Here is a 14,590-nt window from a genome sequence, read left to right as displayed (position 1 = left end):
ACCATCATCTCCGCCGCCCTGATCACCCTCGCAGCCGGTTCGGCCGCTTTCGCCTCCGTCCAGCCGATCCCGGGCTCGATCACCTACGACAACGCAAACGTCATGCTGGAAAAGGCTCCGGCTGGTTCGACCTTCTTCCACACCTTTGCAAACGGTGACGGCCGCGACGTTCGCGAAGTTTACAAGGTCAATGCCGACAAGTCGGTGACCCTCGTCAACCGCACGGTTTCGAACGCTTCCTAATCCGAAGCGTCTCAATCAACGCGCCTCCCAAGACGCAACCCTTCGGCGGCTGGCCCGGTTCCCCTCTCCCCTTACCCCAACCGGGTCGCCGCCAACCCAAACGCTACACAAGGAATATCACCATGAAGACCATCATCTCTGCCGCCCTGATCACCCTCGCAGCCGGTTCGGCCGCTTTCGCCTCCGTCCAGCCGATCCCGGGCTCGATCACCTACGACAACGCCAATGTCATGCTGGAAAAGGCTCCGGCCGGTTCGACCTTCTTCCACACTTTTGCAAACGGTGACGGTCGCGACGTTCGCGAAGTTTACAAGGTCAATGCCGACAAGTCGGTGACCCTCGTCAACCGCACGGTTTCCAACGCTTCCTAATCTCAAGGGTGCGTGGTGGGCCTCGGGGCATCAGTCCCGGGGCCTTTTTTTTGCGTTTTATGGATGGTGTTAAGGACCCGAGGCGGATCCCGTTCAGTGGGGAGGTTCGCTGACTTCACCGGCTGCATCTGCAAGGCTCGTCGATAGCAGCACTGCGCGGGTCTCATCGGCGACGCGGGCGAAGACGCGGCGGATCTCGCAATCGGTTTCGCCATCGCAATCTTCGCAGCGGCGATAGGCCGTCAGCGATAGGCAGGGCAAAGGCGCGACGGGACCGTCGATCAGGCGGAGCACTTCACCATAGGTGATCTCGCTCGCGGGCCGATGCAGGAGGTAACCGCCCTGTTTGCCGCGCCGGCTTTCGACCATGCCGCCGCGTTTCAGGTCGAGCATGATCTGCTCGAGGAATTTCCTCGGGATTTTTTGTCGGTCGGCGATATCAGGGATCTGGATCGGCTCACCCGGCTCAGCACGGGCGAGAAGTGTCAGCGCCCTCAGCGCATATTTGGCTTTCTGTGTGATCATCGATCGTCATTGTCCGCCAGGGCCGGCCCGGAAATCGTGCCTCCGGCCATAGCGCAATTCGCCATGCCGTTCCACGTGTCATTTGGGCCCTGCGGCACGAATTGCCGCGATATCTTTCTGCGAGAGAGATATTTGCTCTTTGTTCGCGGCTCGGCGCACGTCGATTTCTGTCCGTCCTCCTGCTCTTGCCGGATAATGCCGGCACTGAGCAGGGATCCTATCATGACCTTCGACACCTCCGCAGACCTGGCTAGGGCACTGGACCAGCAACTGGCATCCGCAAACCTCACCGACCGGTTGCGTATCGTTTCAGCCCTCGAGGGCCGCGCCGTCTTCACCACGTCGCTCGGCATCGAGGATCAGGTGATATCCGCCGCCATCGGCCTTGCCGGGCTTCCGATCGACGTCTCGACACTGGAGACAGGTCGGCTCTTCAAGGAAACGGTCGACCTGATCGCCGAGACCGAAGAGCGTTTCGGGATCTCCATCAAGCGCTTCTACCCCAAGCCCGACGATACAGATGCCTATGCGGCGAAGTATGGGTTGAACGGCTTTTACGAGAGCCTCGAAGCCCGCCATGCCTGCTGTCATGTGCGCAAGCTGGTTCCCCTGGCGGAGGCGCTTGACGGTGCCCGCTTCTGGATCACCGGTTTGCGCCGCTCCCAGTCCGGCAACCGCGCAGCAACCCCGTTTGCCGAATACGACGCCGAGCGCGACCTGATCAAGGTGAACCCGCTGGCCGACTGGTCGCTCGACGACATCAACACTTACGTCGAGGCCGAGAGCGTGCCGGTCAATCCGCTGCATGCCCGAGGCTATCCGTCGATCGGCTGTGAGCCCTGTACGCGGGCGATCAAGCCCGGCGAGCCGGAACGCGCCGGCCGCTGGTGGTGGGAGAATGACGAGAAGCGGGAATGCGGCCTGCATGTGCCGGAGGCGGCTTCATCGGCAATCCCGACGCCGGCCTGACGCTTCCCAAGCAGATCAGGCGCACAGGAAGACAAAGATTTCGGGCGACAAGCCCAGTGAAAGAAAAGAAGACCATGCACACCCATACATCCGAATTCGATCCGCACTCCCGGGACCCGATCACCAAGCCGCCGCTCGATCCACATCTGAAGGCGCTTGAAAACGAGGCGATCTACATCTTCCGCGAAGTGGCGGCCGAGTTCGAAAAGCCGGTCATGCTCTATTCGATCGGCAAGGATTCGTCGGTGCTGCTGCACTTGGCGCGCAAGGCCTTCTTCCCCGGCCGCGTGCCCTTCCCGCTGCTGCACATCGACACCGGCTGGAAGTTTCCGGAGATGATCGCGTTTCGCAATGCGACGGCGGAGAAGTTCGATCTAGACCTGATCGTGCACACCAATCCGCGCGGCAAGACCGAGGGCATCGGCCCGTTCAGCCATGGCTCGTCCTATCATACCGATGTGATGAAGACGGAGGCGCTGCGCCAGGCGCTCGACGCCGGCAAGTATGACGCGGCCTTTGGCGGCGCTCGCCGCGACGAAGAGGCTTCCCGCGCCAAGGAACGCATCTATTCCTTCCGCACGCCTGACCACAAATGGGATCCGCGCAACCAGCGCCCGGAACTCTGGAACATCTATAACGGCATGATCCGCCGCGGCGAGAGCGTGCGGGCCTTCCCGCTGTCGAACTGGACCGAAGTCGATATCTGGCGCTACATCCAGGCCGAAAACATCGAGCTGCCGCCGCTCTACTACGCCAAGAAGCAGAAATACGTGGAGCGCGATGGCATGCTGATGTGGGCGGAAGACCCGCGCTTCGAAGCGCTTCCGGGTGAGCAGATCCAGGAAGGCATGCTTCGCTTCCGTACGCTCGGTTGCTGGCCGCTGACTGGCGGCATCCGCTCCCATGCCGCCACCCTCGACGAGGTGATCGCCGAGCTCGAAATCGCCACCGTCTCCGAACGCCAGGGCCGCGCCATTGACCGCGACCAGGCCGGATCGATGGAAAAGAAGAAGCGCGAAGGATATTTCTGAAATGACCGCCCAAGCCAATACCGCCCTCGCCTCCGAGGCTCCGCTCGCCGACACCGCCCCGGTCATCCGCGATTCGCGTCCGCTGCGTCTCATCACCTGCGGCTCCGTCGATGACGGCAAGTCGACGCTGATCGGCCGCCTGCTCTGGGACACCAAGGCGGTCAAGGAAGACCAGGCCGCCACGCTGCGCCGTGATAGCGGCCAACAGAACGATCTCGGCCTGCCCGATTTCGCGCTTCTGCTCGACGGTCTGCAGGCCGAGCGCGAACAGGGAATCACCATCGATGTCGCCTATCGCTATTTCGCCACCGACCGCCGCTCCTTCATCGTCGCCGATACGCCCGGCCACGAGCAGTATACCCGCAACATGGCAACCGGTGCCTCGACGGCGGATCTGGCCATCCTGCTCGTCGATGCACGTGCCGGCCTGCTGGAACAGACCCGCCGCCATGCCACCATTGCTTCGCTGATGGGCATCAAGCAGTTCGTGCTGGCGGTCAACAAGTTCGACCTCGTGGGTTATGACCGCGCCGTGTTCGACCAGATCAGCACCGATTTCAAAGCGCTGGCGCTGTCGCTCGGCGTCCGTCAGGTAACGGCGATCCCGATGTCGGCGCTGAAGGGCGAGAACGTCGTCTATTCCGGCCAGTCGGTGATCCCGTGGTATGAGGGCCCGACGCTGGTCGAGACGCTAGAGCTGGCAACGCTGCGCTCCGGCCAGTCGACCGGTTTCCGTCTGCCGGTCCAGCGCGTCTCGCGTCCGGGCGAAAGCTTCCGAGGCTATCAGGGCACGGTGGCCGGCGGCGCGGTGAAGCCCGGCGACAGCGTGGCCATCCTGCCATCCGGCCAAGTGGCCAACGTCAAGCAGATCGTCACCTTCGACCTGGTGCGTAATGCCGCCGTTTCCGGAGACGCGATCACGCTGGTGCTCGACCGCCAGGTGGATGTGGCGCGCGGCGACATGATCGTTTCGCTCGACGCCCAGCCGCAGACGGGCCTTGCCTTTGACGCGCAGATCGTGGCCCTGCAACCTGATGGCATCGTGCCGGGCAAGCGCTACTGGCTGAAAGCCGGCTCGCGGCGCCAGCGCGTTCAGGTGCAGCCGGTGCAAGCGCTGGATCTCAAGTCCGGCAAGTGGCAGGCAGCCGACATGCTGCAGATGAACGCGATCGGCAAGGTGCATCTTTCCTTTGACGAGACGGCGATCTTTGACCCTTACGAGCTGAACCGCGGCACGGGCGCCTTCATCCTGATCGATCCGGACACCAACAACACGGTGGCCGGCGGGATGATCACCGCCAAGCGCACAGAACTCGGCGGGCTGAACGCCCATGACGGCCGTGTGATCCTGTCGCTGCCGGCGGATCTTGCCGAGCAGCTTCTGGCGACGGAACTGCTGGCCAGCCGCCGCGACGAGGTGGAGACACGCCGTGTCACGACGAGCGCTGCACGCCAGTTGCTCGATGATATCGACGGTTGATCGGCAGACCAGGCCACACGGTCGCACCGATATCGAACGGCTCGCCTTGCGCGGGCCGTTTGCGTTTCAAGCCGCTGCTGCCAGGCCGCTTTCCTTCCTGAGATGCCACGCTAATATACCTTGCAAATCAGCTAGGGGCCGGCATGCATCGCAACAGGCAGCAGGAGAGGGAAGTGTTGGTCGGCCTAGCCGAAACGCTTGCCACGAGTGGGATTTCGAAACTTCTGCTGCATGCATGGGAACGGCGCTACGGGCTCGAGCCGACGGAGCGCAGTCCCACGGGGCGGCGCTTCTACACGCGCGAACAGGTGGAGCGGCTGCGGCTTTTGAAGTCCTGCAGCGATGGCGGCCATCGGATCAGTTCGCTCATTCCCCTATCCAACGAGGCATTGTTGCGGCTCGAATACGAGCTGTCAGCGCGGCAGGCACTGTCGGAGATCATCGACACCGTCCAGTCGATGGACAGTGATCGCCTTCAGGCGCTCTTGCAGGCACGCGCTGAAACCGAAGCGCCCGAACAATTCATTCGGGCCACCGCGTTGCCGCTGATGCGCGAAATCGGCTCGAAATGGGCCGAGGGCGCGGTGTCGATCGCAGCCGAGCATATGACCACGGCGCATATCAAGCGCATCCTCGGTGGACTTTTCGACCGATGCCCGATGCCATCACCGGATGCGCCGCGCCTTGTGGCCACCACCCCGGAAAAGGAAGATCACGATATCGGAGCGTTGATCGTGACCCTGCTCGCGCGGCTGAGGGGGTGGAATGCGCTGTTTCTCGGTGCCAGCCTGCCGGCCGGCGAAATCGCCGACGCGGCCCATCGGCGTGAGGTGTCCTGCGTCTGCCTGAGCGCCCTTACCGGCCGCAAGGCTGCTTTGCTACGCCATCTGCAAGCGCTGCGGTCGGCGCTCTCTCCCGATATCGACATCTGGATCGGCGGCGCGGCCTATGCAAACCTTGCTCCCATTGCCGGCGTCTCCTTCATGTCCAACATGGATGTTTTCCTGGACGCTCTGGCAACTGAAGCCCCGGCGTTTCCGAAGGCCGAGTGAGCGTAGCCTCACCTCTCACCCGGGTTTGCCCTCTTCTTGGCGCCTTGTCCCCGGCAGTGCAGCGACGTGGCTCGTCGCCGTTTCGTCCGACCTGTCTCTCCCTGCCCCGTCCGACCCGGGTTCAGGGAGTGTGGCACCGGGCATTACAAGATTTCGCATGAAAGATAGACAAGGCGTTCATATTTTAGCTCTTCGTTTATTTTTTGTATGCATTTTACCTCCATCTGATTTTCGCGGAACCAGCAGAGGGGCTGCTGGGCGATTGGAGGACACATGGGACTTCCGGGCTTTTCAAACGCAAAGATTGTTGCCAAGACCCTGGCGCTCGATGCGCTGCAGGCAAACGTCATGGTAGCAGACGCCAATCTCAACATCACCTATATGAATCCGGCGGTCATGGACCTGCTGAAGGAAGCCGAAACCGACCTGAAGAAGGAGTTGCCGAAGTTCAGCGTTGCGACCCTGATCGGCAGCAATATCGACGTCTTCCACAAGAACCCCTCGCATCAGCGCAACATGCTGGCCGCGCTGAAGAACCGCCACAGCGCGACGATCACCGTGGGCAACCGGGTGTTCGACCTGCTCGTAACACCTTTGAAGCAGGGCGCTAAAACCGTCGGGTTCGTCGTCGAATGGGCCGACGCCAAGGCGCGCCTGCTGAATGTCGACTATGCGGCCCAGATTGCGGCGATCTCTCGCTCCCAGGCGATCATCGAATTTTCCACCGATGGAACGATCATCGGGGCCAATGAAAATTTCCTCACCCTCATGGGTTATTCGCTTCCTGAACTGGTGGGCAAGCATCACAGCGTGTTTGTCGACCGGGAATTCGTGGCCTCTAATGACTACAAGTCTTTCTGGCAAGCCCTGCGCGAAGGCCGATATCAAAGCTCGGAATTCAAGCGGATCACAAAGTCGGGCAAGGAGGTAACCATCTCCGCCTCCTACAACCCGATCCTCGACATCCATGGCAAGGTGGTGAAAGTGGTCAAATTCGCGACCGACGTCACCGCTCGCGTCCGGACCGTGAGCTCGCTCGGCGATTCGCTGAAGCGGCTCTGTTCCGGCGACTTCGGCTTCCAGCTGACCGAGCCGTTTGCCGACGAGTTCGAATTCCTGCGCCATGACCTCAACCGATCGGTTTCGCAGCTGTGCGACACGTTCCGGGAAATCTCCTCCAGCGTCGAGCTGATCAGCCAGGGAACACGGGAAATCACTCAGGGCGTCGGCGACCTCTCGCGGCGCACAGAGAGCCAGGCGGCCAATCTTGAGGAAACGGCCGCAGCGCTCGAGGAAATTACCGCCAATGTCGGCTCGTCCGCCCAGCGTGCGCAAGAGGCCCGAACCGTCGCCGGTTCGGCCAAGGCGAGCGCCGAAAAGTCGGGCGATGTCGTGGCGCATGCCGTTGACGCGATGAGCCGCATCGAAGACTCCTCGTCCAAGATCTCCAACATCATTGGCGTGATCGACGAGATCGCCTTCCAGACCAATCTGCTTGCGCTCAATGCCGGCGTCGAGGCAGCCCGCGCCGGCGAGGCCGGTCGTGGCTTCGCCGTCGTTGCCCAGGAAGTACGGGAACTGGCGCAACGCTCTGCCAAGGCGGCCAAGGAGATCAAGGATCTTATCCAGAACTCGACAAGCGAGGTGGCGTCGGGCGTCAAGCTGGTCAGCGATACCGGCGGAGCGCTGAAATCGATCAGTCAGCTGATCGTCGAGATCAACGACCATGTCGTTGCCATTTCGACGGCAGCGCGCGAACAGTCGTCTGGCCTGGTGGAGGTCAACAGTGCGGTCAACGGCATGGACCAGATGACCCAGCAGAACGCGGCCATGGTCGAGGAAAGCAGCGCTGCCGCCGCGACGCTGTCGTCGGAAACAGAGAAGTTGCGCGGCATGATCGGGCAGTTCAATCTCGGAAACCAGCAGTCCGGTGCGGCTTCCTTCCGGATGAACCGGGCCGCCTGACGCATCCAGACACTCGCGCCCGCGACGGATGATTTCGTGTCATCCCTCGCGGGCCGTCGATCCCCGCGACACGAGCTGATAGCCGAGATCGACGACCTTTGCCGGATAGGTGCCCGATCCGGAGGCGCGGATGATCATGTCCACGGCGCGGTAGCCGATCTCATAGCGGGGCACGCGCACCGACGTGATTGCCGGGAAGGCAAAGCCGGCATATTCGAGATCGTTGAATCCGCAGATGCCGAAATCACCGGGCACGCCGAGACCGCGCCTCTGACATTCGAACAACACGCCGAGCGCAATGTCGTCATTGTGGCAGAAGGCGGCATCGGCATCCGGAAACTCGTTTCTCAGCCGATCCAGCAAATGACAGCCGAGGCCAACGCTGGTGCTGCTGTCGATCGAGAGCACAAGGGCCGGATCATAGAGCCCGGCCTCCTCCAGAACGGCATGAAACCCCTCCTGGCGGCGCCGGGCCCGAAAGTCCCAGGCGCCACCCAGCATGGCGATGCGTCTGTAGCCCTTCGCCAGCAGGTGCCGGGTTGCCGTTTCGGCGGCCAGACGGTGGTCGATCCCGACCGCCATGTCCGTCGGCTGGCGGCTGATATCCATGATCTCGACCACGGGACACGGCGCGCGACGCAGGAGATCGTCGATCGCGGGATCGCCGATCTGGCCGACATGGATGAGACCAGCGGGGTTCTGCGACATGAAGAAGCGCAGCTGGTGCAGCTGATCTTCGCTGTCGCTGTCTGCGCTGGCATATTGAATACGCAGATCGGAGGGCCGAACGCGGTCCTCGATGCCGCGGATGAGGGCGAGGAAGGCGTGGCTGGTCAGGCCGGGCGAGACCACGCCAACGAGACCGCTGTTCTTGCTGGCAAGGGCACGGGCCGCGAGATCGGGTACGTAGCCCATCTCCTCGACAACCCTCAGGATCGTGTCCCGCAGTTGCGGCGAGACCTTTTCGGGATCGCGCAAGGCCCGGGAGACGGTGATCGCGCTGACCCCGGCCCTCTGCGCTACATCGGAAAGGGTCACCTTGTCCTGGCGCTGGCGACGTCGTCTCGTCCCTGGGATCATTCTCACCCGACCAGTTCGATTGCAATCAATGGTGGCAATCTCGGCCGGACTGACACCCCCGCCCGCCTCGCCGAATACAATTCAAGATAGCCTAATCTTCGTTCCTCAGCAACGACTTGCAGAGGTAATCCCCATCTGGAAGCGAAATCGGGGATGCGTGTCCACTACCACTGTTTGCAAGATATACAACTTGATCCGACGGGAGATACCACGCAAGACAGCTGTGCAAACCCTTGTCGTGCAACATGTCTTATGGGAAAGCTTGGGTGATTTCGGGAAAATCAAACTGGTCGGAGTGGAGTGATTCGAACACTCGACCCCCACGTCCCGAACGTGGTGCGCTACCAGACTGCGCTACACTCCGTGACCAGCGGCGCTTCTATAGACCAGCGATTTTCGTTGCACAAGCAGGGAAACGCAAAAAGGCAGAAGAAAGTTGAAGTTTTCGTGACATGGAGTGCATGTAACTGAATTCATTGCCATAAGAGTCCCGGATGACTAGGCGTGGCCAACGCGTCGGGCATCGCCAATCGCAGGATTGCGTCGCGGCGTTGCGGGGAAGTCACCTTTGGAAAAATTGCACGGCAGAAGCAGCCGCGACCGTTTCGCGTGTGGCGGTTTCGCAGTAAAGCAAGTGTGGGCCGGATGCGCACGGCGGCCCTCATGGGGTTCAGGGGACAGTGACAATGAATTTGCTGAAAAGCACGACGACCGGAATGATCGCAGCGCTTTGCCTGGCTGTTGCAGGCTGCACGACGGTGGGCGGAGCACCGAAAAACGAGATCGAGGCGCGCTGGAACGGGCAGCAGGCCGGTGCCTTCTTCGCCAAGTTCGGACCGCCCGTCTCGGATGCGGCCTCCGGCGCGGCGACACTCTATACCTGGCGCGGTGGCTTCAAGACCCGGGTCGTGCCGGCGACATACGAGGATCTCGGCGACGGGAAGAGGGGCAAGCTTCTTACCCGCGCGCGCACCGAATACCTGCGCTGCGAGGTCCAGCTCACGGTCTCATCCGACTACATCATCCGTAGCGTTCGCACGGTCGTTGATCGTCCGGGCGTAAATGGCGGAAAGAGCTATTGCGCGGAGTTCCTGACGGCAGGCTGATCTTGTGTCATTCTAGGAATGGAAAAGCCTCCCGCCAGCATGGCGTGGAGGCTTTTTCTTTCCATGTCCGATGAAACCGGACGGGCTTCCGAGCGTGTCGCTGTGCACCAATCGCCGCCGGGGCCTCATGCCCTCTGAACACCCGGTCTATGGCGTGCGCGGGAGGACGCCGTGGATGACGCCCTCCCCGATACGCAATACAGAAACCGAGCGCTTCGCGACGCACTACCTTGGTGGAAGCGCCTCCTTTATAGGGAGATCAAGGTTAACAGTTACCTTACAAACGGTAGAATTTATGGTTAATTTTCAGTGACCTAGCACGGGACGGGAAAGCTGCTTCCGCGGGGCTCCGCTCCCTTGCAAAAATCCTTGAAAACCAGGGGCAGCAGCGTTTCGTGATCATCTGCGCACTTGACGATGTTCTTGTTTTGTTCATGATCACTGTCATGACCCAGACGATCGATACCCTCGGAAAAGCGCTTCGCCATAACATGCTGGTGGTTGCCACCTGCCGTGAATGTCAGAACCAGGGTCGGTTTCTGGCCAAGGATCTCGCCAGCTTCTACGGCCACGGCCGTGACCCGTTCTCGCTCAAGTTCCGCTGCAAGCAGTGCGACACGCGCAACTGCAAGATCACCCTGATGGACAACCCTTACGACCGCACGCCGGAGACCATCGTCTGGCGCCCGGTGAAGGTGAAGCTTTGAGGTTCACCCCTCTCGATCTGGGGAGACGTTAAAGCGCGACAGGTCCGTATTTCTACGGAGACGCCTTCACCAAGGCGTTAAGGATTTCGAAACCATAAAGATCGCGACGGTCATTTCTTGTGAATGACTTCTGCGCTCTCTTTTCAGGCGATCCTTTTCCATGACGAGCATCCTCACCAATTTTTCGGCCATCACAGCCTTGCAGACCCTCAGAAGTCTTGCCTCCGACCTCCAGGGAACCCAGGAGCGCGTCGGCTCCGGACTGCGCGTCGCAGCAGCGGCCGACAATGCCGCCTATTGGTCGATCTCGACCACCATGCGATCCGACAGCATGGCGATCTCTGCGGCAGCGGACGCGCTGGGGCTGGGGGCAGCGAAGGTTGATACGGCCTATGCCGGCATGACCTCTGTGATCGACGTGCTCACGGAATTTCAGGCGCGCCTGGTGGCGGCGACCGAAGAGGGCGTCGACAAGGCGAAGGTCCAGGCAGAACTGGACCAGATGAAGGATCAGGTGAAGTCGATTGCCGAGTCCGCCAGCTTTTCGGGGCAGAACTGGCTGACCACGGATATCGCCGACATGTATGACGTCGACATCAACAAGACGCAGGTCATCTCTTCCTTCGTGCGCGACGCCAGCGGCGGGGTTGCGACGAAGACCATGAGCGTCGATCTGTCGAAGATTTCGCTGTTCAACAGCACGCAGGGGGGACTGCTGCAGCGGGATGGCCGCGACGTCAATCGGATTGGCATGATGCGTTATCTGGCGAGCTTCGGCGACGGGACGGAGGTCTGGCGCCCTGAGTGGGATGGTTCCACGAATGCAAGACTTGGGGATCGTGTGTTCTCAGGCCCTCTGGACCTTAGTGGGGCTGGAGATGCCATTACCTTCAATGTCACGGTCGACAAGGATGAGCCGTCGCACGGCATCGCGGCGCCTTACGACCCTGGCAAGACAACCGTGGGCGTGACCATCGACAAAGCGTTCCTTGACACGCATTTCCCAAGTTGGAATGGCGTGATTGCCGACTATCGGGGCTTTGCACAAGCCTTGGATCAAGCTCTTTCACTCGCAAACACTGGCGCTTCCTCCGGGGTGTATTATGGTTCTTGGTACCCGAACGGCAGCCGTCCGGATGAATACTGGATCATGACTGACGAAAGCTCCGGCCTCGACGGCTCCTATATCGAGATCAGTAACCTGACCTCCCAAGTTTCGTCCGGGTCGCACGGCCTAACTAACGATTTCGCCCAGGCACCGCGTGGCTCACAGATGACCATCCCCTTCACGAGCTTTGAAGTCTTCCGTGATGGCGAGGATCCCGATGGTATCGAGGTCAGCTTCGATTTCTCGGTCAATTATCAGCCCCCCAAAAGCTATTCTTTCGACCGGACCTATGTGAACAACCTGCTCGGCAAGACGGATGGCACTGTGTCAAACGCCACCGAAATGGTGACGCTGCTCAGCTCTCTGCTTCAAGCTGATTGGCCGGATGTGATCATCAGCGAAGCCGGATCCAGCGTTTCAATGGTTCTTGATCCCCTGGCTGACCGAAAAGCCGGCGGCGGCACGCGCATCGGCTTCAGCAATATCAACGTCAGCCACGAACCGATCCCGACGCTCAACTTCCTCGAGATCGACATCGTGCAGAACCCGAACATGGTGCGGACCTATATCGACTACATGGACAAGGCGACGGCACGCGTCGTGGATGCGGCCGCAACGCTGGGTGCGCTTCAGACACGCATCGACATGCAGGCGGAGTTTGCCGCGCGGCTCGCGTCAAACATCGACAGCGGTATCGGCCGCCTTGTCGATGCCGACATGAATGAGGAATCGACCAGGCTAAAGGCGCTGCAGACCCAGCAGCAACTGGCGGTGCAGGCGCTTTCGATTTCCAACACCGCACCGGACATGCTGGCTCAGCTCTTCCGCTGAGGCAGCACCGCTCGTGATCAGCTTAGCGCCGACCGGTCGATATGCGCGGCGATCAGCATGGCCACGAGATGCACGGTGTTGCGCGCGCCAAAACGCTGCTTCATTTTATCCAGCCTGTGCTCGACCGTACGATGCGACAGGCCAAGCAGGACGGCGATTTCCTTGGCCGTGGAGCCCTCAATCAGAAGCTGGACGATCGCCTCATCGGACGTGTCCAGCGTCTCGCGGGCTTGCGGTTGGCCGAGCAGGAATTGCGCATAGGATGAGGAAATCACCCATTGCGACCCGTTGGCATTCTTCTGGGGCAGAAGGATGCGATCATAGCCAAGGCTGACCCCGAGCAGGCGCGTCTTGACCAGTTCGGTTGCAGGCTGCTGTCGCTCGACCACTTCCTTCAGACGCGGGATGACCGACCGCTCCATATAGGCGCGGTCCTTGAAGTCGCCGACACGACAGTCGCTGAAGAGGCCGTTGATGTTGATGATGCGGGACGTGAAGCCGGAATGGCGAACGGTGCGCATGTACCAGTCGAGCGGATCCGGACCCGTCACCTCGAACACGGTCAGGCGCATCTTGATGGACAGCAGATCCAGGACGCCGCGATAGACGTCCTCGGCCCGGACGGGCCGTTCCGGCGATGTCTTGATCCAGGCGTCGAGCATGCGGCCGACAACGACAGAGAAGGGTGCTACGCGGGCCATGAACTCAAAACATGAATCAAGTGACACATCCTGGTACAGCCCAAAGTCGAAACCGGCAATCTTCGAATGTGCCAGCCTCAAAAATACAACCGTCCTCACCGGGAAGTTGAGCCAGGTGGCAGATCTCGAATTGAGGGCGTGATGGCCATCACTTTTGTCGCTCATTCGCAAGCGAATTCAACCATCCTTAACCATAAGCGGGAGAAAACGGTTTTAATTGAAACTAATGGATTTTGCGGGGCAGCAGTGGGGGAAAGTTCGGTCATCATCTATGTTCCTCCAGTCCTCTTCGGTCTGGTTGCCGTCACCTTTATCGTTCTATGGCGACAGAAGATTGTGACCAACTGGCAGTGGGGCGCCGGATTTGGCCAGACTGCCCTCGGTTTCTCGCTCAGCACCTTTCCGATTGAACCGATCTTCGACGCCTTTGCCACCGGCATGATCTTCATCGGTGCCGCCTATTGCTACAGCAGCGCCGTGTTCGAGCATTTCCAGGCACCGTCATTCGACCGCGAACGCCGCTGGTTTGTCGCGGTCTATACGCTTCTTCTGGTCTACTGCATCTTCATCCTGGAAAGCCTGCGTTCCCAGATCTTCCTGACCGATATCGCCTTCGCGTGTCTTATCGGGCTGGCACTCACCATGGCGATCCCAAGAGCACGGCGCAGCGTCGACAAGATCCTCCTCGCGTCGATCGGGCTCGCCTTCATCGATACGGTGGCGCGTGCGGTCTATTTCTTCTTCTTTTATGGCGATGCCAGCGACGACTTCGCCGATTTCGTCGACTCCGCCTACAATCTTGCGGTGCACATCACGACGATCACCATCTGCATGACCTTCCCCTTCTCAGCACTGGTGGCGAGCGGCGTCTCTGCGATGGAACGCCATCGGCAAGCTGCGGAGCGGGACCCGATGACGGGTCTGCTCAACCGTCGCGGCTTTGAGACGGCGCTGAGCGAGGTCAGCGGATCCGGATTGCACGAGGGTGCCGTCCTGGTCTGCGATATCGACCACTTCAAGCAGATCAACGATACGCTTGGTCATGCCACCGGCGATGCTGTCATCTCGGCTGTTGCCGATATCTTGCGTCAGGTCACGGATGCGAACGCCGTTGCCGCGCGTTTCGGCGGGGAGGAGTATGTGGTGTTTATGCCAGGCACGTCCGTTGCGAAGGCGCGCGCATCGGGAGAGCGGATCCGGGAAACGGTGTCGGAGAAGGAATGGCGGTTCTTCGGTCTTGTCCGGCCTGTCACCGTCAGCATCGGAATCGATCGGATCCGTCCGGATGAAACCGATCCGCATGCCGCCATCGCACGGGCGGATCGGGCGCTTTACGCAGCCAAGGCTGCGGGTCGCAATCGGGTTTTAGAGGCCGGTGAGCTGACCGATTTGCGCGCATCGGGATTGGCTCCCGCCTGAGC

At 60.8% G+C, this 14,590-nt stretch carries 14 protein-coding genes and 1 tRNA gene; 11 read left to right on the top strand and 4 right to left on the bottom strand.

The window, feature by feature from the left end; translation table 11 throughout:
* Positions 1 to 243: hypothetical protein (locus tag BW978_RS05995; protein WP_083697498.1), on the top strand; the 243-nt coding region annotated here is incomplete at its 5' end.
* Between the two features lie 122 nt (positions 244 to 365).
* On the top strand, positions 366 to 614 hold the full coding sequence (locus BW978_RS05990) for a hypothetical protein (RefSeq protein WP_076393054.1): 249 nt from the start codon (positions 366 to 368) through the stop codon (positions 612 to 614).
* Positions 615 to 707: 93 nt separating this feature from the next.
* Here BW978_RS05990 and BW978_RS05985 read toward each other — a convergent pair whose 3' ends face one another.
* Positions 708 to 1,139 carry an RrF2 family transcriptional regulator gene (locus BW978_RS05985; RefSeq protein ID WP_076393052.1) on the bottom strand — a complete coding sequence of 144 codons (432 nt, stop codon included), beginning with the start codon at positions 1,137 to 1,139 and terminating at the stop codon, positions 708 to 710.
* Between the two features lie 222 nt (positions 1,140 to 1,361).
* Between BW978_RS05985 and BW978_RS05975 the strand changes: the two genes are divergently transcribed.
* The 5 genes from BW978_RS05975 to BW978_RS05955 all read left to right on the top strand — a co-directional run bounded on the left by BW978_RS05975 (position 1,362) and on the right by BW978_RS05955 (position 7,636).
* Positions 1,362 to 2,108 (top strand): phosphoadenylyl-sulfate reductase, encoded by a 747-nt coding sequence (locus tag BW978_RS05975; RefSeq protein ID WP_076393048.1) that lies wholly within the window; start codon positions 1,362 to 1,364, stop codon positions 2,106 to 2,108.
* A gap of 74 nt (positions 2,109 to 2,182) precedes the next feature.
* Complete coding sequence (gene cysD, locus BW978_RS05970; protein WP_076393266.1) at positions 2,183 to 3,139, top strand: sulfate adenylyltransferase subunit CysD; 957 nt, start codon at positions 2,183 to 2,185, stop codon at positions 3,137 to 3,139.
* 1 nt (position 3,140) lies between these two features.
* Entirely contained in the window at positions 3,141 to 4,619 is a 1,479-nt protein-coding gene (cysN, locus tag BW978_RS05965; RefSeq protein WP_076393046.1) for a sulfate adenylyltransferase subunit CysN, read from the top strand.
* A gap of 173 nt (positions 4,620 to 4,792) precedes the next feature.
* Positions 4,793 to 5,671, top strand: coding sequence for a MerR family transcriptional regulator (locus BW978_RS05960; protein ID WP_076393044.1), 879 nt, complete (start codon positions 4,793 to 4,795; stop codon positions 5,669 to 5,671).
* A gap of 273 nt (positions 5,672 to 5,944) precedes the next feature.
* Positions 5,945 to 7,636 carry a methyl-accepting chemotaxis protein gene (locus BW978_RS05955; RefSeq protein WP_076393042.1) on the top strand — a complete coding sequence of 564 codons (1,692 nt, stop codon included), beginning with the start codon at positions 5,945 to 5,947 and terminating at the stop codon, positions 7,634 to 7,636.
* 39 nt (positions 7,637 to 7,675) lie between these two features.
* Here the strand turns inward: BW978_RS05955 and BW978_RS05950 are convergent, their stop codons facing one another.
* Both BW978_RS05950 and BW978_RS05945 read right to left on the bottom strand, forming a co-directional pair.
* Positions 7,676 to 8,716, bottom strand: coding sequence for a LacI family DNA-binding transcriptional regulator (locus BW978_RS05950; protein WP_076393040.1), 1,041 nt, complete (start codon positions 8,714 to 8,716; stop codon positions 7,676 to 7,678).
* Between the two features lie 287 nt (positions 8,717 to 9,003).
* Positions 9,004 to 9,080, bottom strand: a tRNA-Pro gene (locus BW978_RS05945).
* Between the two features lie 322 nt (positions 9,081 to 9,402).
* On the opposite strand from BW978_RS05945, the gene BW978_RS05940 reads away from it, so the two are divergent.
* The 3 genes from BW978_RS05940 (at position 9,403) to BW978_RS05930 (ending at position 12,468) form a co-directional block, all read left to right on the top strand.
* Entirely contained in the window at positions 9,403 to 9,822 is a 420-nt protein-coding gene (locus BW978_RS05940; protein ID WP_076393038.1) for a hypothetical protein, read from the top strand.
* Positions 9,823 to 10,268: 446 nt separating this feature from the next.
* On the top strand, positions 10,269 to 10,529 hold the full coding sequence (locus BW978_RS05935; RefSeq protein ID WP_040300825.1) for a hypothetical protein: 261 nt from the start codon (positions 10,269 to 10,271) through the stop codon (positions 10,527 to 10,529).
* A 160-nt stretch (positions 10,530 to 10,689) separates the two neighbouring features.
* Positions 10,690 to 12,468, top strand: a complete 1,779-nt coding sequence (locus BW978_RS05930; RefSeq protein ID WP_076393036.1) for a flagellin N-terminal helical domain-containing protein — start codon at positions 10,690 to 10,692, stop codon at positions 12,466 to 12,468.
* A gap of 17 nt (positions 12,469 to 12,485) precedes the next feature.
* Here the strand turns inward: BW978_RS05930 and BW978_RS05925 are convergent, their stop codons facing one another.
* Positions 12,486 to 13,169, bottom strand: coding sequence for a helix-turn-helix transcriptional regulator (locus BW978_RS05925; RefSeq protein WP_076393264.1), 684 nt, complete (start codon positions 13,167 to 13,169; stop codon positions 12,486 to 12,488).
* 246 nt (positions 13,170 to 13,415) lie between these two features.
* Between BW978_RS05925 and BW978_RS05920 the strand changes: the two genes are divergently transcribed.
* Positions 13,416 to 14,588: a GGDEF domain-containing protein gene (locus BW978_RS05920; RefSeq protein WP_076393034.1), complete on the top strand. Its 1,173-nt coding sequence runs from the start codon at positions 13,416 to 13,418 to the stop codon at positions 14,586 to 14,588.
* Positions 14,589 to 14,590 lie beyond the last annotated feature (2 nt).

The organism is Rhizobium sp. RU33A (genome assembly GCF_900156055.1).
Lineage (GTDB): Bacteria > Pseudomonadota > Alphaproteobacteria > Rhizobiales > Rhizobiaceae > Allorhizobium.
The sequence above is the reverse complement of the archived record's forward strand: the minus strand, read 5'-3'. Positions and strand labels throughout refer to the sequence as shown.